At 62.7% G+C, this 21983-nt stretch carries 17 protein-coding genes and 1 pseudogene; 8 read left to right on the top strand and 10 right to left on the bottom strand.

Annotated elements, in window-relative coordinates; translation table 11 throughout:
- Positions 1–164: 164 nt before the first annotated feature.
- Positions 165–395: pseudogene (locus ACZ1JS_RS13135) on the top strand (transposase); the annotation flags it as partial.
- A 217-nt stretch (positions 396–612) separates the two neighbouring features.
- Here the strand turns inward: ACZ1JS_RS13135 and ACZ1JS_RS13130 are convergent.
- From ACZ1JS_RS13130 to ACZ1JS_RS13115, 4 genes are all read right to left on the bottom strand, one after another.
- The gene (locus tag ACZ1JS_RS13130) at positions 613–3135 is read right to left on the bottom strand and encodes a hypothetical protein (protein ID WP_465166445.1); all 2523 of its coding nucleotides are present in this window, start codon (positions 3133–3135) and stop codon (positions 613–615) included.
- Positions 3132–3419: a hypothetical protein gene (locus tag ACZ1JS_RS13125; RefSeq protein WP_465166444.1), complete on the bottom strand. Its 288-nt coding sequence runs from the start codon at positions 3417–3419 to the stop codon at positions 3132–3134. The genes ACZ1JS_RS13130 and ACZ1JS_RS13125 overlap by 4 nt, the downstream gene beginning before the upstream one ends.
- Before the next feature lie 393 nt (positions 3420–3812).
- Entirely contained in the window at positions 3813–4607 is a 795-nt protein-coding gene (locus tag ACZ1JS_RS13120; protein WP_465166443.1) for a DNA/RNA non-specific endonuclease, read from the bottom strand.
- Positions 4600–5994, bottom strand: coding sequence for a DUF2235 domain-containing protein (locus tag ACZ1JS_RS13115; protein WP_465166442.1), 1395 nt, complete (start codon positions 5992–5994; stop codon positions 4600–4602). Before ACZ1JS_RS13115 ends, ACZ1JS_RS13120 begins: the two co-directional genes overlap by 8 nt.
- Positions 5995–6281: 287 nt before the next feature.
- Between ACZ1JS_RS13115 and ACZ1JS_RS13110 the strand changes: the two genes are divergently transcribed.
- Both ACZ1JS_RS13110 and ACZ1JS_RS13105 read left to right on the top strand, forming a co-directional pair.
- Complete coding sequence (locus ACZ1JS_RS13110) at positions 6282–6938, top strand: hypothetical protein (protein WP_465166441.1); 657 nt, start codon at positions 6282–6284, stop codon at positions 6936–6938.
- 460 nt (positions 6939–7398) lie between these two features.
- The gene (locus tag ACZ1JS_RS13105; protein ID WP_465166440.1) at positions 7399–7959 is read left to right on the top strand and encodes a hypothetical protein; all 561 of its coding nucleotides are present in this window, start codon (positions 7399–7401) and stop codon (positions 7957–7959) included.
- Positions 7960–8060: 101 nt separating this feature from the next.
- On the opposite strand, the gene ACZ1JS_RS13100 is transcribed toward ACZ1JS_RS13105, so the two are convergent.
- The 4 genes from ACZ1JS_RS13100 to ACZ1JS_RS13085 form a co-directional block, all read right to left on the bottom strand.
- The gene (locus ACZ1JS_RS13100) at positions 8061–9977 is read right to left on the bottom strand and encodes a hypothetical protein (RefSeq protein ID WP_465166439.1); all 1917 of its coding nucleotides are present in this window, start codon (positions 9975–9977) and stop codon (positions 8061–8063) included.
- 9 nt (positions 9978–9986) lie between these two features.
- Positions 9987–10889: a TniB family NTP-binding protein gene (locus ACZ1JS_RS13095; protein ID WP_465166438.1), complete on the bottom strand. Its 903-nt coding sequence runs from the start codon at positions 10887–10889 to the stop codon at positions 9987–9989.
- A gap of 163 nt (positions 10890–11052) precedes the next feature.
- Complete coding sequence (locus ACZ1JS_RS13090; RefSeq protein ID WP_465166437.1) at positions 11053–12786, bottom strand: hypothetical protein; 1734 nt, start codon at positions 12784–12786, stop codon at positions 11053–11055.
- Positions 12787–12902: 116 nt separating this feature from the next.
- Positions 12903–13736 carry a hypothetical protein gene (locus ACZ1JS_RS13085; RefSeq protein WP_465166436.1) on the bottom strand — a complete coding sequence of 278 codons (834 nt, stop codon included), beginning with the start codon at positions 13734–13736 and terminating at the stop codon, positions 12903–12905.
- A gap of 270 nt (positions 13737–14006) precedes the next feature.
- On the opposite strand from ACZ1JS_RS13085, the gene ACZ1JS_RS13080 reads away from it, so the two are divergent.
- Positions 14007–15170 carry a hypothetical protein gene (locus ACZ1JS_RS13080; protein ID WP_465166435.1) on the top strand — a complete coding sequence of 388 codons (1164 nt, stop codon included), beginning with the start codon at positions 14007–14009 and terminating at the stop codon, positions 15168–15170.
- Between the two features lie 20 nt (positions 15171–15190).
- On the opposite strand, the gene ACZ1JS_RS13075 is transcribed toward ACZ1JS_RS13080, so the two are convergent.
- Together ACZ1JS_RS13075 and ACZ1JS_RS13070 are read right to left on the bottom strand one after the other, a co-directional pair.
- Positions 15191–15625: a hypothetical protein gene (locus ACZ1JS_RS13075; RefSeq protein WP_465166434.1), complete on the bottom strand. Its 435-nt coding sequence runs from the start codon at positions 15623–15625 to the stop codon at positions 15191–15193.
- Between the two features lie 343 nt (positions 15626–15968).
- Positions 15969–16265: an ArsR/SmtB family transcription factor gene (locus tag ACZ1JS_RS13070; RefSeq protein WP_465166433.1), complete on the bottom strand. Its 297-nt coding sequence runs from the start codon at positions 16263–16265 to the stop codon at positions 15969–15971.
- A 138-nt stretch (positions 16266–16403) separates the two neighbouring features.
- On the opposite strand from ACZ1JS_RS13070, the gene ACZ1JS_RS13065 reads away from it, so the two are divergent.
- The 4 genes from ACZ1JS_RS13065 (at position 16404) to ACZ1JS_RS13050 (ending at position 21917) form a co-directional block, all read left to right on the top strand.
- Entirely contained in the window at positions 16404–17171 is a 768-nt protein-coding gene (locus ACZ1JS_RS13065) for a hypothetical protein (protein WP_465166432.1), read from the top strand.
- A complete protein-coding gene (locus ACZ1JS_RS13060; protein ID WP_465166431.1) occupies positions 17168–18064 on the top strand; it encodes a 3'-5' exonuclease in 897 nt (298 codons plus the stop codon). Before ACZ1JS_RS13065 ends, ACZ1JS_RS13060 begins: the two co-directional genes overlap by 4 nt.
- Before the next feature lie 105 nt (positions 18065–18169).
- Entirely contained in the window at positions 18170–18658 is a 489-nt protein-coding gene (locus tag ACZ1JS_RS13055) for a hypothetical protein (RefSeq protein ID WP_465166430.1), read from the top strand.
- Between the two features lie 1237 nt (positions 18659–19895).
- Entirely contained in the window at positions 19896–21917 is a 2022-nt protein-coding gene (locus ACZ1JS_RS13050) for a S8 family serine peptidase (RefSeq protein WP_465166429.1), read from the top strand.
- Positions 21918–21983: the final 66 nt, after the last annotated feature.

Here is a 21983-nt window from a genome sequence, read left to right as displayed (position 1 = left end):
GCCGCCGATAGTATTACGTGGATGAACTGCCAGACTATCAATCCGGAGGAAAGGAGGGGCGATGCGACCGATGGTGCCGCACCGTCCGCGAACCGTTCGACGACTATGAGATGCTGCCGATTTTGTGAACACTGAGAAAAGGTGTTCTGGGACCGGAAATTGTAATGCAACGGCGAAAGTTCAGCCGCGAGTCCAAGTTCGAGGCGGGGAAGCTTGTGCGGGAGCGCGAGGTGCCGGTATCGCGGGTGACGCGCGATCTCGACCTGCACGAGAACGTGCTGCGCAGGTGAGTGCGTGAGCAGGCAGCGCATCCTTGTTCGGCGTTTCCAAGCCACGGGGTGATGAAGCCGGGGCAGCAGAAGATTGAGCGGCTGCGCCGTGAGCTGGCACGGATGTAGGCTGAGCGGGGCATCTGGAAAAGAAAACGGCGACCAATTTTGCCAGAGGCCTGAAACGTGCCCGATACCCTGCTGCATCACTCGGACCGAGGAAGCCAATACACGAGCAAGAAGTTTCCGCGGCTGATGATAGGGTAACAGCATGAATCAACGGACGTTTGCGCGTGTGCCGAAGCAGCCAGTCGGATGAAACCTGGTTTCCTCACGCGCCAATCTAAGGTACGATTTCAAGATCGTAGTCCTGTGCAGTCTCGTCGGCGAACAGTATCCTCAGCGGGATCACGCCTTCGCCGAGTATCATTTCGGGGGGGATCTGGGTAATGGTTACGCTTTCGCCATTTGCAGCGCGAGTGAATGGCAGTGGCCTTCCCAGGTAGTTCACGGCGACCACCGATTTCAGGTTCGTACCACCTATGACGATCGGTTGAGGGACCGTGCGAGAGACGCGCGCTCCGTCCTTCACGGACGGCTTCCTGTTCGGCTCCTGATTCAGGACCGGAAGATTAAGGAGCACCGTCGCCCCCCTGTCGAGCGCGAGCAGTACCGACTTGACGCCGTTCAACCGATCCTTCGGAATAGTGAACATCAACAGCGTGTCGTCGATGATCTCCATGTTTATCCCTGCCGGACGTATGATCCTGGCCCGGTTTAGTTGAGAACCACGGACAGCGAAGGTGACGTCGCTTTCGTCGACCGCGAAGACGGAAATTCCGGCGGTCGATCCCAAGCCATACTTTAGTTCGTACCGGACTGCGTATTCGGGTCCGGCAAACAGTCGCTTCAGCACGAGCGAGGTTTGACCCTGCAGAGACGATCTGGGGGCTAGAAATGCAATCTCCTTCGAATTTTGCTGTATGAACGGTGCGTCGGTGAGTCCGTAGGCCTTGCCAGCCATCACCGCTACCAATGGGAACGGTCCTCCGACCCGCGGCCCGAATTCCGGACATATCACGATCGGGAGGGTTATCTTCACTAGCCCGTCGCTGAACGGGGAAACCGTCGCCGGTTCATCTCGAACGTGCTCGTCTTCTTCTGGATCATTGGGTACGCGGCACGTCGAGCCGTCCGGCCGCTCGATCAGGCCCTTCCGGACGCCCGCGATTGTGTCCGCGTCGGAGCGGGGCCGCCACCCGACGACCTTCGTCCGATCGTTGAACCGGGCCAGAGCGAACTCGGTGCCGTCGACACGCAGCTTCGTTCCGACGTCGAACCTGCCTGCAAGAACCGCCGAATCGTCAGCGACCTTCTCAACGGCCTTCTCTTCTGAAGATATCTCCCGTTCGGTACCGTCGGAGCTGATGATGCGTGCGCCTCGCGTGGCGACGAGTTGCAGCGGCGAAGTGAACCGAAGCCGCCCCGCCGTGTTCGAGAAGCCGATATTACCGGGTCCCGAGACGAGGTCGCCGAAGCCCACCCGCGTTCCGGCGGGATAGGTTCCCTTCACGATCGCGGTAAGCGTGCCGTCGCCGTTGTCCGTCGTAGTGACACGGTCGATGCGCGTCGTCCTGAATTCGATCTGGGTCGGGATTGGGTCGGAGTTCCTGCAGGATCCTTTGACGTAGTCACCGGCGCTCCCCGTCCGCCGATCGTAGGTTCGCCAGCAGGTCCTTGTGAAGATCGTTAGGAACGAGGAATCCGGAATCTTCGAGCCCGGCGGGAAGGCGACCTGCGCGAACGTCTGCCTCATGCCCTGCTGTATCGTCGATCTGCCCAGTACAGGCCGGAACTGCCACGCGAACGAGATGTTGTTCGGCGACGACGCGCCCGTCGTTGGCTTGGATCCGGCCGTCGAACAACGAGCGTTAGGCAGCGGTTCGGATCGATGCAGCGCGATCGTGTCCTGATCGCGCACCACGTGATACGTCTGCCGGCCCTGCATGAAGCTGCCACCTATGCTCACCACATTCGCCAGGACGGCACCAGCGCCCAGCTGACTCGAACTGCTGACCAAGCTCGCGACATTGTAGGTCTTCTCGCGCGGCAGTAGATTCTGGAGGACTGGGGTTCCGACAACGTCCGTCTGCGGATTGCAGATCGTCACCGTAACCTCCGCCAAGGCCTTCCGGTATCGCTTCGGAGCATCGACGCTGATCGGAAACCCGAACGTCACGTGCCGTCGTCCGATGCCGTCTCCGACGTAGTCGTCGCTCAGCGAGCCTCCGAGAAGAAGTCGAAGGTTCATCAGTTCGTAGTTGAGCTGCACCTGTTCGTTGAGGGTGTCGATCGAGGAAACCGACAGGGCACCCGGTGCCGCCCCTGCTCCGTAAGTCGGCAGCGCGACGGACGGCGGAGCGAACGCTCCGGCGGTGGTCTTCGTCGTCACCGTCTCTCCCGGAGTGGTGTCGGTCGTTCCCGGATACTGTCCGGCAGTCGTCACGACCGTCGACGGCTGTCCTTGCACGATCGTTCTCTCGAAACCGGGCATTGCGGGCCCGCTCAGTTGAGCCGAGAAAGCCTGCTGCCTCGACTCGTAACCCTGCAGGTTGCCGAACTTGCTGGTGATTGAAGCGCGATCGACACCGGCGACGTCGCTCAATTGATCGGCAAGATCCATCAGCATGATCTGAAGGGTCCGGTCGTCGTATATCTTGGGCGGGGCGACGGTGATGCCGTTATCTGCACCGGCTATCGTTGATGCGGCCGTCGTATCGGATCTTGGGTCCTGCGCATCAGCATCGGGATGATGAAGCGCGACTACCGCTGCGCCGAGTACGAGCGTTCGTGCGTAGCTCCTCATTCCAGCACCTCGAACACATGCAAAATCGACTGGGTATCGGCGTTCAAGAAAGCGCGTACCGTCAGCAGGGAATCTGCGAAGTGTCCATAGTCTTCGGTGAACATCTCCCAAGCTGCTACGACCTGCGCCGGATCGTAGGCTCCAACGCAATGCGTATCGAGCTGCATGACGGCACGGATATCCTGATCGCCTTCGGACCATATCAATGTCGATGTCTGGAGATCATCGTTTGTTTCCAGCGCACCGACGTAATGACGAAGCAGATCTACGTTTCCAGTCGTCATCGACTCCGTCTCCGGTGAGCGTGCCTACCTAGAAGACGGTATCTCAAGAATCTTGTTCGATTTAAGAACTCGTCTTGAGTTCAGCTTCCCGTTCCCGAATGGCTCGGTCAATACTTCGATCAGAGTATGGCAGCGCAATTTTTACAAACTCAGAATTGTGGCGATCAACCTCGTTGAGTGCGCAAGGCTTCAGGGGGCGTTCAATCACGAAGGGTCGCTGCCCAGCGGCGGCGTCCGCTGCTAATGGCTCGGTTGTTGTTGGTCCCTTGGGATCCTTTATTTCAAGGTCGCGACTGACCAATGGATCCGTAGAGTGAGGCTGAGCACAAGCAGTCGCTGAAGAGGCAGGGGGTGGAGTTCAAGCGATTGAACCGATGATGAAGGCTCGGGCCTTCATGCCGAACACCCCAGTTCGGGTGACAGATCGGTGAACGAGCGCGTGGCGAGCCGGGGGAACAGGCCGAGGCGGGATCGGAGTTCGACCTCCTCCAGCGTCACGCGCGTCGCGCAGTGATCGAGCGCCCGCGGGGCGGTCGTATCCATGATGAAGGCCGCCATGCGTCCGTCCTGCGTGACGAGGACCTTCCAGTAGCCGGATGGTATGCGGTGGCGTTCGTCGGCCTTCGGCATCGAAGGCATGACGCGTTCGAACAGAGGACCGGTCACGACGTACACCGCGATGTTCCGCCTGACTGCGAGATCGTTCTCCTTGGCCTCCAGCCTCTGCCACGCACCCTGGTTCAACGCCGCACCTTGCGGGGTTATGTTCGAGAGGATGTTCGTGTCGGCCGCGAATGGCGTGCCGGATTGACCGGCGAGCGGTGCCTGATGCCCGCGATCTATTCCGAGCGTCTTGGGGGCGTCGTCGTAATCGTCCTCTTCCAGCGTCTCGTCCGGATCGAGCCAGGGGTCGGCAGCCCACTTCCGCTTGCCCGAAGGGCCGATCGAACTGGGTGTGACGCGGTATGCGACCCAGTCGGCCATCTTCGTCAGATCGTTGGAGGCGAGCGTGTAGATCTCCCGCACGATGATGTCATCGATGTCCGCCGCGCCGATCGGGCAGCCGTGCAGGCAGTGGAAGGTATGCAGTTCCCCGGTATTGCGCGCGGCGGCGTATGCGGTCCACTGAACGGTCAGGCACAGTGCGGCGGCAGTCAGAATCCTGCGGACGACGTTGCGATTAGACATCACCATTCCCTCCGCCCGTGTAGAACGGTGCCGCGCGATCGTGCGTCCGCAGGTTCTCGGGTCTGTAGGGCGCATCGATGTCGTACTGCTGCACCTGCGCCGCCGAGAGCCGTTCGAGAACCGAGGAGTGGAGCGGCGCGTCGCTCCGGAGCTTGCGCAGCTTCTTGGCTGCGAAGCGGAAGATGAAGCGCTGGGTCTCGTCGTGCTGCATGCCCCGCGCGTCCGGTCTGAGCCGCAGCACGCTGGGATCGTACTTCAAGCCGACCGCGCTCGCCGCTCCCAGCATCCAGTCCAGGGCCACGTCCGACAGACGGAACTCGTCCTCCGGGTAGCTGCCTCCGACGTCCGAATGGTTGCCGGCGAACCACAACTGCTCGAACCAGGCGGGATCGCTTTGTCGCCATTGCCCGGGGACGCCCCACGGCACGCGGTCGAAGGATGCGCGGGCCTCGTCGATCGACAGTGCGTGCCGGGCATACCGGACCTGTTCGTCGAGTTCGGTGTCGTACATCTTCATCCGGGCCGAAGCGAAGTGGATCGTCCTCCACCAGGGCACGCCCGGCAACCCGAAGGCGATCTTGAAGCGCGAACCGAGGTTGAAGCCGAGCGCGAGGCCCGCAATCGCTCCGGTCATGATCCCGAACCATTGGAGATATGATCCTGGCAGCCAAAGGGACAGGACGCTCACGCAGCCGATGATGATCGCCGTGATGCAGGTCAGGATGACGATGGCGGCGGGGTTGGCTAGGGACGCGACGGTGTCGAACACGCCAAGGAAATAGGGACGTCCGTTTCCGCCATCGGTGCCCTCGGAACCGTGGGAACGCCGAAAGCGTGCAGCCAGCAGGGTGCGGTGACCGATCAATTCGGTCTGACGCTCCGTTCGCGCGCGTTCCGGTCGGGAGTTGGTGTAGTTATAGACCGCGACCGCCTCCTTCGCGATCTTCCGGGCCGAGGCGGCATCCCGCCTGATCCGCGTGCCGTTTCTGCCGGTCGTCGGCAGTCCGCAGAGCTTGAGGACGCCTCCCAGGCAACGCATCGTGTAGGCGCCGCGACTGAAGCCGAACAGGAAGATGCGATCACCCGGGCGCCACAACCGGACGAGGGCGGCATAGCAGTCGACGATGTTGCGGGTGATGCCGAGGCCCGTTGCCTGGCTCGCGAGGTTGTAGAGAGACCGGGCTAGCGCCGCCGGGGAGTCGATACCGCCGGGAAGGGTGCCGAGGCCCGGATCGTAGAACGCGGTCTGCTCGGCGGGATCGACGCAGCTGTCGGGCGCGACGCGGGTGGCACGATAGAGCTTGTAGATGTTGCTGCGACGCTCATCGACGAGGATGCCACCGCGCTGGCCAGTCCCGTCCGACAAGATGACGATGTTTCGCCCCATGGAGGTCCTCCGTCCCATCGTCATAGAACAAAATGGGAATGAAATCCACGCGTTCCTGCGGCGGGTTCGGTTCAGAACGGATGTGATCCGTCATGGATCGTGTCTCCTAGTTTTCGCCGTTCTTGTCAGAGCGAAAGAAGATTCATCAAAAGAACTCTGACGTTATCCTAGTGGTACGTTAGAAATATTTTTGCCAATTTATTCCATTTTGGATGTAAAATATAGAAAGTTCGTCGCCTGCACTGTAATAAACGTATTGTTAATTGCCGATCGATACTTGCATCTAAATGAAGAAGATTCTGATGAAAAGTGGATGGGGCTGGTTGATCATTGCGCCAGCCTTGGTGGCGTTATGGGGCTGGTGGCAGGTCGGATCGATCGCGTGTGATCTCGAGATGCAGGCCGCGGTTTCGCAGGGGTTGGGTGGAAAGGCTGCCTTCGCATGCCCCTTGCTGGGTTACGAACAGCTGAATCGAGGAACTGCCGTCAGTCCTGCCGATCTGGCGTCCGTGCGGATCGCGGTGGTTGCGTTCATGATCGCTACGCTTTTCGGGACGATCGGCGTACTCGCGGGTTACAAGGCTTTCATCGCCGAACCAAATGCGAGCAACGTCGACAGAGGATTGGCGTGCCTGATTACGACTAGAGGAAGAGGCGCCGAGGTCTTCTGCCATCTTGTCGGTGAGGGGGCGAGGATCGCAGTGACCGCGTTGAGCGTGACGGGCGACGGAGGGGCGGTCCTTCAGACGATGCCTGACCGTGATCTTTCGGCGCGGGAGACTTGGTGCTGGGCCGTCCTCTCCGAACACGCCGTAAGACCTTTTAAATTGGAGCTGACCGCTGTTCTCGAAGATGCTGAAGGTAAGATTTCCGATCTCTCTTCAAAATGGGAGAGAACCGCCGCCGGCTTCAAGTGCGTTTCGTTCAATCGAATATGGAGGTAGAGGTCAAGGGCCTACGATTAGGGTCGCGAAGGCTAGAACGATGAGTACGCCGGCAATGACCATAGCGTTTTTTGCGATCACCCCGTCGGTCGTCCTCGCATTCATCATGACGCCGGCAATCATCAGCAGCAACGCTAGTGCCAGTATAATAAGTCCAGTCAAATCCTTGGTCCTTTCCTGCCGTATGCAAAATGCAAACTATCTTCCATCCGTCGGGACCTTTCACTACTAAGCTTTGTTACGTGGACAGAGTCGGCGCAAGGCTTTGGCGGCTTCAAGCAAAGCTGGCTCGCTCAATGATCATTCATGTCCAACGCGGATTCAGGACGGAACTCGGATTGTCGGACTGGACTTGGGTCGACGAAGCTTGGTCTGCAGCGATGTTGAAACCATCGCAGCGCTGCGTTGGCGGGATGACGCGGCAGAACCCATGCGCTCACCATCGACAATTGGAAGCCGAATGAAAGAAACACGCGCCTTCAACATTCTGACCGCCGACAAGACGTCGATGACGCAGTTCGCGCGGTGGCATAGCCTTCTGGAGTCGCTGGCAAACGTCGGGCTGGCTGGCGAGCGGCTGATGACGGAGTTCGGCTTCAAATACTCCTTGCGAACAACGGAGCGAACGGTGCCCGACTGCGACCTGACGTGGGGGATCGGAGCGGAAGACCGAACGGTTCAGATCAATCCGGCCACCTCCGCCGGAGACGCCAACGTGCTCTCAGCCATCGCTGAGGATCGGAACCAGCCCGGACGCTACGTTCTGCTTCGGCAGGGAAGACTGCAGCGGAACCGCCAGACGATTGCACAGATCAGTGGAGGCGAGTTTCGTCATGCGTTCGGTCGGCTTCCCGTAAGCGCTCGCGGATCGTTCGGTGCGCGTGGGAGGGAGTGGTTCCTGGTTTGCGACCTCGTCGATGACGCGGAGGAAGTCGCACGTCAGACTGCCGAGTTCGTCAGACGATGTGCCGTCGTCAGGTCGACCCATGGTACCCATGCGAATGCCGGCGACGGTTCTTGAACCTGGACAATCGGCTGATCGCCCCAGCGCAGACGCCGACTTCGGTGCGGCGTCCGCCTCGTCCGGCCCCGCACTGGGTTGCCGGATGACGGGTTCGTAATTCAACCGGGGACTGGTTGAATCCACGGATCGCTTCGCGCTTCAGTAACGTTGCCGTTGTCGGCTCGCAGGTGCATGCCGTTCCTCTCGGTTGGCACCGCGAAGAAGGCGATTTCCACTTCGCGACGTTTGCACCACGGCCCATCCCGCTCGATATGGTGTTCCTGGAGCATGCGGTCTGCTTCGATTGCCGAGCACCCCATACGTGCTGTCATTTCGCCGAGCGAGATTAGCTCCGCCGCCATGTTCAGAAGCGGCTCCGTCGGAATCCGGGTGCGGCACGTCGCGGATAGCCGCCAACGGTCCAGGACGTTGGCATGCCGTTCGTGGAGATTGAGCACGCTCATGGCATCGGACCTGCTCATTGCCGAAAAGGTCGCGGTCCCATCCGGCGGGGATCGATCGATCGACCTCGACCAGCGCATCATCGCGGGCTCGACGACGATGCGCCTGATGATGGGGTTCTTTCCGGGCTTGATGCGGTAGCGGAACCGGCCGTCCAGCAAGGACGTGACGATGGCGCCCCAAGGCTTGTGACCCCCGCCGATCGACCGCATGATCGTGCTGAGCGGGATGCCGGCTTCGTCGACGTCGAAGCAGGAAGCGGTCTCGGAACCTTCCTCAAGCTTCGACAGGACGTCATCCACGGATGCGTTCGTCACGCGAGGTTCGTCGCCCTTCCTTCGCAGGGTCCTGGCGCTGGATTCGTCCAGCCGACCCAAGACGACCAGTTGGCAGACCCCGTCGACGCTGATCCCGAGGCGCAGGGCGGCGTCAGTCATCGTCGAACTGAACGCCAGGCTTCTCGTCAGTTTGGTCAATTCCGAAAGGTCGAGCAGCGGTTGGGGTTCACCCTTCACCAAGGCGAAGATCGTCGACAGGTCACCCCTGCGCCGGGCCGCGGCGAGGTCGCGAGTCATGAACGGCATCGAACGGGACGCCGGGTTCGTTCCGATGCCGTACCGCTTCCCGTGTTCCATGATGAAGTTCCTGAGGTCGGCGACGATTTTGACGAGGACCGGCGGCGTAGCGGGACTGTCGTCGAGATCCAGCATGTCCTTGGTGGCACCTTTGTTGCCGTCTCCGAACCTGCCCGGTCTCGTCGCGATCCTCTCGGACGCCAAGCGCTGGAACGCGGTCGGCCATTCGCGCAGGATCCGCCAGGCGGCCGCGACGGCGGCACATATGGCCAAAGGATCGGCGTGCGATCGGAGAGCCCGCTTCATCGAAGGGCAACGCAGGTCCGGCGAATGCACGCCCGCGACGGCGACGAGCAGGTCGAGGAGGTCGCCCCCCGGAATGTGCCGGAGCCGATCGGGCAGTTCGTCGGCGCTCGCGCTGCGACGATCGGCATCGGGATGAACGAGGCCGAGAGCGGTGCGGAGGTCCGGCAGGTCTTCGCTGGGCACCGTCGCGCTCGTCGCGTTCGCCAACGGCTCCCCGCATATGTCGCAGAGCCCGATTCCATTCGAGTGGTACCATCGCTGGATCCTGACGCAATTGGGATCCGGACACCGGGCGGTCAGTATCTGACCACTTCTTTCGCAGAAGGGAAAGGGTCGCAGGTCCCAGACGGCCAGATGCGTCTCCATTTCCGCGATCGAGGTCGGCGAGAAGCGTCTCTCGTTGTGTACGAGGAAGCGCTTGTCGATCGACGATCCGTAGAACATGCGCCGACCGGGACGTTCGGGATCCAGTTGATAGACCATGCCCGCCAGCAGGTCCGAATCGCTGCGGAGGAAGGATGCGACTTCCGCCATCTTGCCTCGTTCCCGCGACAGTTCGGGACGATGCGACCATGTGGCTCCACCAAGCGCCGTGATCTCCAGCGTGTTGGGCAGGAATTCCGCGGCGGCGACGCGCGCGATGAACCCGTTCAGGGATTCGCCGTTCTCGGGACGGCGTGGTGATCCGGTCATCGACGTTCCTCAGGGTTGACGCGTGAAGGGATTGCGCTTGATGAACCCGCCGCCGATCGCGAAGCGGATCACCGCCTCCTCCAGGTCGATCACGTCGATCGCGGTGGCTTCCCTCTCCATTGCCAACCCCAGGGCGATGCGGACGATCTTCATGATTGCCCGGATCGCCCCCGAGGAGGCCTCGACCAGCGGTTCGGCCACGGCTTCGTCCGCCAGGTTGGAGAACCGTACGAGATCCCGGCTCACCAGCTGCTCGTCCAGGTTCGCAAGCAGGTCGACGATGATGGGTTGGTCCGCCTCGTTGTACCATGCGAGCGGTTCCATCGTGATCCGATCGTCCAAGCGCTGAGCGAGTTCCGGACACGACTGCAGGACCAATGAAGCCTCTTCGCTGCCGACGATCGCGACGGGGGCGATCCCGGCATCCATGATGCGTTCCCGGATCGCCGTCGCGATCGGCCGCCGCATCGTCTCCCGTCGGTTCGCGCGATTGAACTCGTCGAAGGCGATGAGTTGAACCTGCGCGCCCTTCATCCGGTCGATGGCCTTGAGCCAGCGGAGCTCGGTGCGGCCGAGATCGGGCCTCGGTGCGCGCAGAGCCCGCAGAATGGCCGTCGGTATCGACTCCACGGTCCCCTCCGTCGGAATCTCGACGTGGAGGATCGGATGCGCGTCCGCTTCGCATTCGCCCGACGCCTTGATCTGAGCGGTCAGGTTCTCGATCGAGCAGGTCTTTCCGCAACCGATCGGTGCGATGAGCATGGCGCCGCCGCAGGGAGCGCCGGGGCGGCGGCCGAGGTAGGAGAGCCGGACTTCGTCCAGCGCCTCGACGGCCGCCTGTTGAGGGGCGTAGGGCAGCATGATGCGATCGAACTCCGCCTTGGCCTGCGGGATCGTGTAGCGGCTGGTCATCGTGCAACTCCTCTGGGCATGCGGCGGCGGGCCGCAGTGGTGCTTGTTTCTTCCGCCTGCGAATGGTGCGGGACGTCCTGGGACGGCCGCCGCTCACGACGTCGCGGCGGATCGCGACGGGCTTGTTCCGCCCGGATCGACAGGATCTCGTTGTCGAAGTTGGTCAGTGCCGCGCGGTCGTGACCGACGAAGTCCGCCGCCGTCTGCGATTCCATACGTGGATCCTGCTGATGTCGAGCGGATCGTATCGGAAGTCGACGGTGGCGGTCGCACCGTCAGTGCGCTGGCGCCGCGTCTCGATCGGGCGCAGATCGTCGAGGAGCGCCGGCACTTCGGCGTAGCCATGGTAGCGGAGGCCGAAGGCGACGATGCCCGAGTTGCTCAACCGGGCCTTCTCCTTGACCGCCATCAGGTCACGACGGAAGGCATCCAGATCGATGAAGTTGTTGATGCCGTTCCTTTCCGCGTCGCGCTGGAAGACGAGTGCCGGCTGCCGGTTGTCGATGCCGGCGTGCGGTTCGGTGTTGAGGATCGCCACGACCCGGATTGCGATGCTCTCGAGTTCGTCCATGAACACTATCGCGTGCTGCGCAGCATCGTAGCTTAGACGTTTCGCATCCTGGATCGGGATGGTGCGACCGGGGATGTCGGCGCAGATGAGACGGTTCACGGTTCCCATCGCGCGTTCACCGATACCCCGGTACCGGGGACGCTTGATCGGGCAGAACCGGAACGAGAAGCCTGCGCTTCGTGCGGCGGCTTCCATGGTGTGGCCTCGGAATTCGACCGCGTTGTCGACGATGATCTCCACGGGGCGACCCCTGATCTGCCGGAGGAACGGATAGCGTTCGAGCATGTCAGGCGGTACGTGCTTGGGCATCGCCATGCGGGATATCGTCTCCCCCACGGTCCAGACGCACGGCGGGATGAAGGTGATCAGATGCGCGACGATCGCCCGCGTCGCCACGTCGATCGCGAGGGTCAGCCACGGCCGACCGAGAACGATTTCGCTCCCATCCGGCAGCTTGTAGATGACGAAGAGGTCGAGACGCGTATGATCGATGATGACGCGCTGCATCGCGAAGTCCGCCGTCAGCGACCGCCCGCCACCCATCCAGTCCTGCAGGACCGCCTGTCCGCCCTTTTCGGCCTTGACGGTTTCGCTTTGTTCGAGCGCGTTGCACCGGCGGCGGAAGGTTGCGTACGAGGGTATGAAGTAGGGATGGTCGGGCTTTCCATGATCGGGATGGCGTCCTGCGTTGACGCTCCTGAGTTCGTCCTGGAACAGCGCGAATGCGCCGGAGATGCTGAGACGACCGGCAATGCGGGCGAGAGCGTTCTTCTGGAGGAGTTCGGCGACGACTTCCGTGCAGTACGGACCCCGCTCGACCTTGCCGGTCATGTTGACCATCTGGGCAGCATGACGGCAACCGGGATGGCCGCGTTCGATTCTCCAGCGTTCGATGGTAGCCGGCGCGTCGTGATCTCCCCATTTCGCGACGAATTTCTCCTTCCAATGCTCTGCGAGGAAGATCGCGATCGCCTTGCGTCCGTTCGGGACGCCGACGTCGTCTAGCATCTGGCATTGCACGAGCTTCTTCGGCACCTGCGGATCCAGGAGGGATGCCTGTTCGATCGTCCACTCTGCGAGATCGTTCTCGGCGCGCTTCGGATCGGCCGAGCCCCGTTTCAGGACCTTCGCGCGGCCAGCGCGCAGGAGATCCTCGAACTGCTCGTCGGTGATGGGACGGAGCACCCCGTTCTCGTCGGGGGCGCAGAAGCAGTCGCCGGTCACGGGATCGATCAGCTCCAGTCTACCGCTCAATCGTCCCTTGAATTGGTGCCGTATTCCATCGAGTTCGATGTTCGCGTTCGATTGGAAATTGTTTCTGGCCATTGATGTTTCTCCATCTTTCGAGGACGAGCGTCGGCGTTCCGCCGATCGCCGTGTGCGATGCGTTTACAGCCGGCTTCTGGGCAGTAGGGGGCAGGACCGGCCGAAGGCCGGATCGGTCAGACGATGGTGACCGTGCTGGCGTCGTCGAGGTGCGAGGTCAGGTCCATCTTCACGAGGCGCCGGACGAGCATGCCCTGAATGACCGCGCGACCGGCGGCGGGATGCCCGGGCTCCAGTGCTTCGGCCAGAACCCCGTAGGTGGTCTGAAGTCCGGAAGATCGGCGTCGATCGCCGAGTATGCGGCGATGGTGGTGTTCGATCCTGACGAAGCCCCGGGATGCGAACAGCGACACGTTCCGTCGGTGCACGATGCTTTCGAACAGGTCTTCCTGGAAGACGATCCTGAACCCCATGTCGCAGCGCCTGCATACCTCGCGGACGTAGGCGAGCTTCAGCCGGTACTCGGGATCGTCGAGATCCCGTTCGGTGCGCTTGACCTCGACGATGATAGTACGCCCGGTCGCGTCGGTAAGTTCGGCGTCCGCTCGGTAGCTGACCCTCGGGCCGAGCGCCGGCATCTCGAATTCGATGCTTTCCGCGTTGATGCGGACGACGTCATGGTCCGTGTCAGCTCTGATGAGATGCATCAGCGCGGTCTCTCCCTGCCAGTGCAGCAGCCGCTGCGCCTTCCACGAGCTGTGCCAGCCGTTCTCGTGCGCACGACCTCCATTGAACGCCCGCAGCGGCCCACCGGCGTCCGAACGGACGATCGTGCACATCGCCAGACGGTCCTCGTCGAGCTCGATCCCGTCCCCAGGGCGACGGAGGCGCCTTTCGGAGATGACGGCGGCCGGGTCCTCGAAGTGATCGAGGCGAGGCGCTCGGATCGCGAGTTGCGAAAGGGGGACGCGGCTGACCGGTCCCGCCTGTCTCGTGCTGCGGGCCGTCACGATGCCCGCCGACGCCGGGGCCGGAATTTGCCGGCGTCCCGGCGTTCGCGTCCGAGGCGACGGCTGCTCGGAATGGCGAGACCATGGATGTGACCCGGGTCGGATTTGCCTCGAAGAAGGTGCAGCAGAATGTCGAGCACTATTAACTCCCACGGTAATGATGCTGGGGACATATGATCCGACGATCCGCAGGTCAATGGCTCCATATCATTTTGTTGTGAGTCGTTGTTCTCATGCTAGTAGACGGTTGGGGCTACTGGGTTTGCGACGATGGAATTGGAACCGGAAATGGACGAAGGAAAGGTGACGCTCGACGAGGCGATGCGCAGGGCGTGGCCCGACGGCTTGCCCGCCCAGGAACTCATGACGCGGGCGCGGCTGGCGAATGAACAGGCTGACAAGCTGGCGAAGAGGCTCGAAGCCGTCCGGTTGTGGACTGAAGGCGTCGGAGACGAACGGCCTTCGAGCGCAAGCGAGGCCGCGGCATCCGCCGGTGTGGCGATCGCCCAATTCCAGCGACTTGCAGCCGGATGGCGATCGAACCGCAGCCTGTCAGCCCTCGGCGTCAATTCGGCGAAACGGCGGACGGCTGGTCGGACGGCGAATGAAGTGGACCGGCAGGTCGTAGTCGATCGGATCCGGATGCTTCTGTCCGAAGATCCGGAACTCCGTCCGTTGGCCGTGCGGCGCCAACTTGAGGCCGAAGGTCGCGGTACGATGAGCGATGCGTCGCTTCTGCGCCTGATCTCGGATGCACGTCGGTTGCTTGCGCCCGGCATCTTCGGCGAGCGGCTGGTGTTCGATTCCGCAGGCATGGATTTCGTCGATCCGGAAGGGCTGCGGATCAGACTGCACTGCGTCATCGATCACGGCACGCGCATCGTCCTCGGCTGGGCGGTCGCGACGGAGCGGACCCGTGCCATGGGCCACGTATGGGCGGCGGATGACGCCTTGGAGCGCCTTCCCTCGATCGACCTTCAGGGTTTGCGGGTTTCGGACGCCGAACCGATGCTCGACTTCAGGCTCGACGTTGAGGACGGGCACGCACGCAAGGCGTTGGACGAGGCTTTCGGGCGTCCGCCGTCGCTTGGGCGGGCGACCCGTACCTTGGGAAGCGCGATAGTGGACGCCGTCGGCGAACGCCTAGCCGACATATGGCTCGGGACCGGGAGCCGTGCACCGGACGTGGCGTTTCGCACTGGGCGAACAGGTCCTCTTCCCGAGTACACCGCCACCATCGACTGGACGCTCGAACCCGCGCTGGAGGGGCACAACGCTGGGCGCATGGCGAAGGTCGAGCCGCCGTTCGATGGGCAAGACCGGATCGACGCGTCGCGCGACAGGGTAGGAAATGCACTGCGACGCGTTCTGGGGGCGGAGAATACGATCCTGTCGCTACCCGGTTACGAATGGATGCGAAACGACGGGAGCTAGATGCTCGTCGTGCGACTGCATCACTGGGTGTCGTTGGCGGTCCGAAGCTGGCGTACGATCGGATAGAGCCGCGGCAATGCCAAGGGCTTCAGCCCCTCGGATTTGCAGGCTGTGACTAGCTCGCTGTGAATGCTCTTCACGGTTCGGTGCGGATCCGAAGACCTTATGATTTCGTGCAGTATGGCATGGACCCTGATCCTTTCGGGAGATCGGAAGCCGACCCGCCGCTTGGCGGGGGCGGCTCCGGGCATGAGTGACGCCTTCGGGTGCAGGCACCATTGCCGCACGATCATGTCGAAGCGATTGGGCGTGACGCCCATCTCGCGTGCACGGGACAAACGATCTTCGGCAGTGCGTGAAGGGGTGTCGAGATAACTCTGGATCACTCGGATACGCCGCAGCGTCTCGTCGCGGCGATCCGGTCTGACGCCCTCTAGGTCGATATCGGTCGCCATGATCGCTTGGGCAGCCGTCCCGTCGCCGTCCGGCCGTACGGTCCGTGCGCCACGAATGGGTGCCCGATCCCCGTGCGCCTTCCAAGCTGCGGTCAATCTCCAGAGACTGTCGACGGAGAGGCCCAGTTCGTCCGCATGCCGTCGGTCATCCTCCCGGGATGGACGGTCCAACTTCGCGTAGCGCGCCACGATCGCTGCGCGACGGCGAGCTTCCGCTTGGTGCTTAGCGCGTCGCGCGTCCCGTGCGTCGTCCAATTTTACCTCCTACCGATGCGATTCGGCAGGTTGTCAATTCTCCTATCCTAACCCGACCGCTCACTCGCGGCGGTCGGCGTCACGGTCTTCATTCGCTGGTTATCGACGTTGCGGAGAGCTGGAGGAGGGCTGACGCCAACTTCGTAAGTCCGACCGGATCGATGCGATAATTGACGTCGCGTCCCCGCTTCTCGCTCCGCACCAGACCCGCCGCGACGAGCGGTTGGAGGTGATAGCTGATGAGATTTCGCTGCATGCCGACTGCGGCGGCGAGTGCGACGGGACCGATGCCCGCCTCGCCGGCGATCACCAGGTGACGGTACAACGACAGCCGGATCGGTTGTCCGAGAGCGGCAAGGCCGAGTACGAGGTCTTCATCAGGCACGAAACAAGAATAATTGTCGCATTAACAATGTTCAAGGTGGAATCGAACAGACAATGCGTCAATAATTCTTGACGCATCGTTAACCATCCCTATCTTTCGGCCAACGGGATGCGGCCCGTCGGAAGAAAGGAAGCGGCAATGACGATCAATACCATCATCACCGGGAACGAACTCGATCTTCGTGATCTGCCCGCGCAGTACGGTGCGGCCGTGCCGCAAACCGATCTCGGGCGATGGTCATGCGATCCGCTGGAAGCCGACGAACCCTCGGACGAGATCGTCATGGTCACGCCTCGGCGGCTGCTGCGTCTCGCCATCGCCGCAGCGGACGCCGGAGCGCGCTTCTCGCGGGAAGGTCTGGATCTCGATCCGGTTGCGTGGATGATCGCGCCGCGCCGGCTGTTCGACGGCAAGTCCGCCATGGACGCCTGTCAGGACCTCGACCACTTCCATCGTTCGGTGGTCCTGCATGGTCTCAACATCGGTCTGGATGCCAGTCCGTCGGACATCGACGACCTGTTGGCGGATGACGGCGACGAGGCGGATGCGTCATTGGAGTTCGCGGACCAGGGAACGGTTGACGACGACCATGCGGAGCGGAGGTTGCCGCGTCCCCATCTCCTGACCTGCTGGTTGGACGCCACCGAGGACGGCACACGCCTGTTCGCCTTCTGCGCGATGGTCACCGATCGTCCGGCCGAACTCGTCGAACAGGTCATCGGTAGATACGGGGCGGATGCCGTCGAGGGCGCGGTGTTCTCGACCGGCTTCGATCATACGACGCCGTTGGCCACTGCGATGATCAGCGACGTTCTGGCCGACACGCTTGCGCTCGTCGCGTCCGATCCGGAGTCGCCGCTCGCTCGCGGGTTGGACGTGGTCGTCGAACAGCGGTTCGCCGTATGAGCAGGGATCTGGTCGCACTGCCGGTCGAACCGGCGGTGCTGGCTCGCGTACTGCAACGGCATGAAGACTATCTGGTCCAGCGCCGTCTGGGCACGATGGACAGGCGCTCGTCGGCAGGAGCGGCGACAGGTGGAATGACCGGTGTCGCCCTCGACGTGGAGACCACGGGTCTCGACCATACCCGGCATGAGGTGATCGAACTGGCCATGCAGCGGTTCCGGCTGGATCAGCATGGCAGGATCGTCGAGACCGGTCGCCCGAGGAGCTGGTTGGAGCAACCGAGCGAGCCGATTCCGGCGGCGATCACCCGCGTCACCGGGTTGACGGACCATGACGTCGCGGGTCGTTCGATATCGGACGGCGAAGCGACGGGCATGATCCTGGGTTCGGACTTCGTCGTCGCGCACAACGCGGCGTTCGACCGTCCTTTCGTGGAGCGTCGTCTTCCCATGGCGGCCGGGCGGCCGTGGGTGTGCTCGCTTGCAGACCTCGACTGGCGCGCAGAGGGTTTCGGAGATCGCACGCTCTCGGCACTACTCTGGCGAATGGGGTGGTTCTACGATGCCCATCGTGCCGAAGTCGACGTCTCCGCCCTTCTGCACCTTCTCGATCATCCCTTCGACGACGGTGGAACGGTTGCGAGCAGGCTGCTGGACCGGGCACGTCGGCCGACGTGGATCGTCGATGCGACCGACGCGCCCTTCTCCGCCAAGGACGTACTCAAGGAGCGTGGCTACCGCTGGAACGCGAAGCGCCGGGTATGGACCGCGTCAGTGTCCGAGGAAGCGCTCGGTGAGGAGATCGGCTGGGCGACCCTGATGCTCTACGGTGGACGGCGCGAGCCCGAGAAGCGACGGGTCACATGGGAGAGCAGGTACGCTGCATCCCTCTGATCCTGTGCAACGCAAGCTGACGAAGCGGCTCCCCGCTTGCCGGATGGCCGTAGTGGCTCTACGCGCCCTGGCCGTCCGTGGATCGGACGTTTCGGGGGAATTGAATTGATCAGGTTGATGGGGATCGCGGTTGCCGCGATGGTATTCGGCTGTGCCGCGCCGGCCAGTGCGCAGATCGTATTGGAGGCGAACGGCGCTCGTGCAGATGACCGATGGGGCGGGGAACTCGGCGTCGGGTACGATTTCTCGCTTCTCCCAGGGTTGAAGGTGACGCCTGCCGTTGGGGCGCTGATCTACGTCCAGGACAACGGGCGCTACTACTTTTACGACAACGGCGGATCCGATGCCTGTCGGGACAGCACCAACGGCCGCTACGCCGACAAGGATCTGTGCAGCAACACGAGATACCGTGCGTATGGGCGTCTGGAGGCAACCTATTCCGTCCCGTTGGTAGCGACCTTCGGCGTCGGCGCGCGGATCAGCGACGAAGTTGTGCCTTACGGCACGTTGGCGTTTCCGGTTGCACCGAAGATTCAGCTGAAGGGCAACGTTGGCGATGGGTATTATGCCGCAGGCCTTCGAGTAACGTTCTGAAGCAGCATGCAGTGCCGTCGGGTGCGGTGCCTGCACGGGATCGGTCGGTCACCTCACAAGCGATCCGACCGACCTACCGTCGCCTTCCGGAGGCGGTGGGGCCGCCGCGACCTTTGGCGGCATGGGGAGGCCGGTTATCGATTTCCGGGAACGAATGTAGCAATCCAGCGTCGCTTGGAAACCGGGGTATCATCAGCGTTTTGCGTGATGTACCTGCTTCAAGCTTTGCCCGATTTGCAGGCGATTGCCGTGGGACCATCGTACGCCGAGCGACGGATTGGCGATCATCTCCGCTCGGCGATTACGGCGGCGACATTCGGGCGGCGCAGCGTGGTCATCACTTCTTCATGAGAAGATCGTCGGCAACGCCGACCGGCCACCAGCGGCCGTCGTGTAATGAACGATCCGGGGCATTCTTCTAATTCAGGTGCCGATCCTCGATCGTGGCTGTAAGTGAAAATCACTTCGTCCCATTCGCGTTCGTTCAGCACTGCATGGAGTGAAGTTCGTCGTGGCCGTCCGCATGCCGAAGGTATGCTGAAGCGGAAATGATGCTTGGCGCGGTGGTGAAGGTTCTTGTTTCGATTTGCGACAGGTTCCTTCAACGGGACGTTTGATTTATCTTTTCAAGGGACACCGCCAAGCATCGTCCAGGGGGGCCAAAGTCATCCTCGGTTTTCTGGTGCCGATGGGTATCCAGCGATGGAAATTATCGTCTTTCCCGCAATCGTGGATTGATCGTGTTAACGTTTCGCGATTAGAGCAGGCCCGTTCGCCGGCAGGCGGACCGAGGCGTCAGAACCTTGTCGGTAAGTAGCCGTGTGCCCGGCCCGAATTCCATTCGGCCGGGGAGCGGGCGTGCATGTCCAGGGCTCTTCGGGGCCTAAAGACGCTCGCGCCTGTCTTACCGCAGGATTCTGAATCCCCGGCTCTTGGGCCGGCACCGCCTCGTCATGACAGGGCGGTGCCGTCGGCTGACATTGCTGGACGGCACGGCGCGAACGGGGGTTCGGGCGTGGACGTTGCCAACGGTTGCCGAAGCGGATGGCTTCGAGGTCTCACGAATCCGACGGCGTTGACGGCGCTGTCCCTTCTGCTCGGCGCATGCGGCGGCGGTGGGGTCAATTCGTCCGGTAGTGCTCCGACGCCTCCCGTGCCGACACCGTCACCGGCACCGACTCCGGCGCCTACCCCGGTGTCGTCCGCAGACACGGCGGAGTACAAGGCTTCGGGGTCCGTGATATCGGCGAAGGCCGCATACGCATACGATCGCGGAGTCACCGGCAAGGGTGTCACGATCGCGATCCTCGACACCGGCATCGACACGTCGGGTCGTGAGTTCGCCGGACGCATCTCGCCCGACAGCAGGGCGTTCGAACAGGGCATCGCCCGCTGCGGCACCTGTCCTCCTGAGTACATCCGTTTCGAGCTGAAGGACGTGAAGGGCCACGGCAGTCGTGTCGCCGGTGTCGCAGCCGCAGCGCGAGACGGCAACGGCATGCACGGTGTCGCCCCCGAAGCGACCATCCTGGCCTTGAAGCTGTCCGCTCCGAACATGACGGGGGTCACTCCGACGTCCGGCCCAGTGCCCGAAGCCGATGGCGCCAACCCGGAGTTGATCGCACCTGCGATCCGGTACGCGATCGACAAGGGCGCGTTCGTGATAAGCATGAGCCTGAACGGTAAGTCGACGGGCGGTCTCGCAGCTGACCAGCGAACCGCGATGGACGCGGTGCGTCAGGCAGACCGGTTGTTCATCGAATCGGTTTCGAACTTCACCGACGAGGACAGCTTCACCGGAATGATAGCCGAGAACCTAGTCGGCGCAGATCGCGCCAACAAGGACTGGTTCCTCTTCGCGATCGGGGTGGATCAGAACGGCAATCCACGTGTGGCCAACGGGAACCCGGGTCCTCTCGCCGACCGCATGATCGCGGCGGCAGGCAACGGCGTGCAGACGGTCGACCAGAACGGCAACGTCGTCGTGGAAACCGGCAACAGCTTCGCCGCCCCCGCGGTCGCCGGGGCGGCCGCTCTCCTCAAGCAGCACTGGCCTCAACTGGGCGGCAAGGCGATCGCACGCATCCTGCTCGACACGGCCACCGATGCCGGAGCCCCTGGTTTCGATCCCATCTTCGGTGTCGGCATCCTCAACGTCGAGAAGGCGATGCAGGCTCAAGCGCCGGCATCGTCGTTCGTCGCGGCGCAGGCGGTCATCGCACGCTACTCGTCCCTGACGATGTCGGCTCCGTTCGGCGGCGGCGCCGGACTCGCTGCTAAGGCGTCGTCGATGACCGTCTACGACCGCTATGGTCGCGACTACGTCATGAAGGGTGCGTCGGAGATCCGCACTGGCAGGTCTGGTCTGCTGGCGGGTGCGATGCTGTCACCGATCGATGCGCCGTGGCGACAGGCTGCTGCGGCGGAAACCCGTTTCGGCTTCTCGTCCTCGGTGCCGAGTTACTGGCAGACCGTCGATCCGAGCCGTCCGGCCGTCATGTCCTTCTCGCCGGGAGCCGGTCAAATGATGACGATGGGCGCCAACGTGGCGTTGGACCGGGGCGATGGCCTATCGGGTTCCGCATTGCGAGCCGTTCTCGATGCGCCGGTCGGAATGTCGTCGTCGTGGACCGGTGCCGGCTGGTCGACCGCCTTTTCGGCTGGATCCTCCCGTGACCGGCGAACGCTGCTGCGCAACTTCGCGGTCACCACGCCACTCGGCCTGGGTGTGGAGGTCTCGGACATGCTCGAACGCGGGCATGTGCTCGGCAGCCGCGGCGGCTCCGAACTGGGTCTGGTCGGTGCCCGTACCACGATGGCGTCGGTCACCGCACGAAGGGCGGTCGTCGGCGTGCTTCTTTCCGCCCGGGCGACCGCTTCCACGACGCATGTCTACGGCGGGTCCGAACTCATGCGCTTCTCGGGACCGGTGCGCGGCACCGCATTCGCGATCGAGGGCGCACACGGTCTGCTCGGTGGCGTCGCAACGCTGGGAATGTCATCCCCGCTGCGCGTCGAACGGGCAGGGGCTACGCTGCAATTGCCTGTGGCCTACGATCTGGTGACCGGAGTCCTGACGACGGCGGATACCGCGCTGGATCTCACGCCTCATGCGCGTGAAGTCGATTTCGAACTCGGCTGGTCGAAGCGGTTGTCCGAGAACTCGTCGATGCGGTTCGGCATCGCTCGTGCCTTCGATGTCGGGCATGTGAAGGGCGCGACCGACACGGCGGGCTTCGTCGCGCTGGTGCTGCGTTGATCGGGTCGGTGGGCGCCCGTTCGCCTCCCGAGCCGGCCGCTGTGCACCAGTAGACGAGAAGACAAC

The sequence above is a fragment of the Sphingomonas sp. BL-S-05 genome (genome assembly GCF_055521695.1).
Note: the sequence above shows the minus strand (reverse complement) of the source record. Positions and strands in the feature narration are given on the sequence as shown.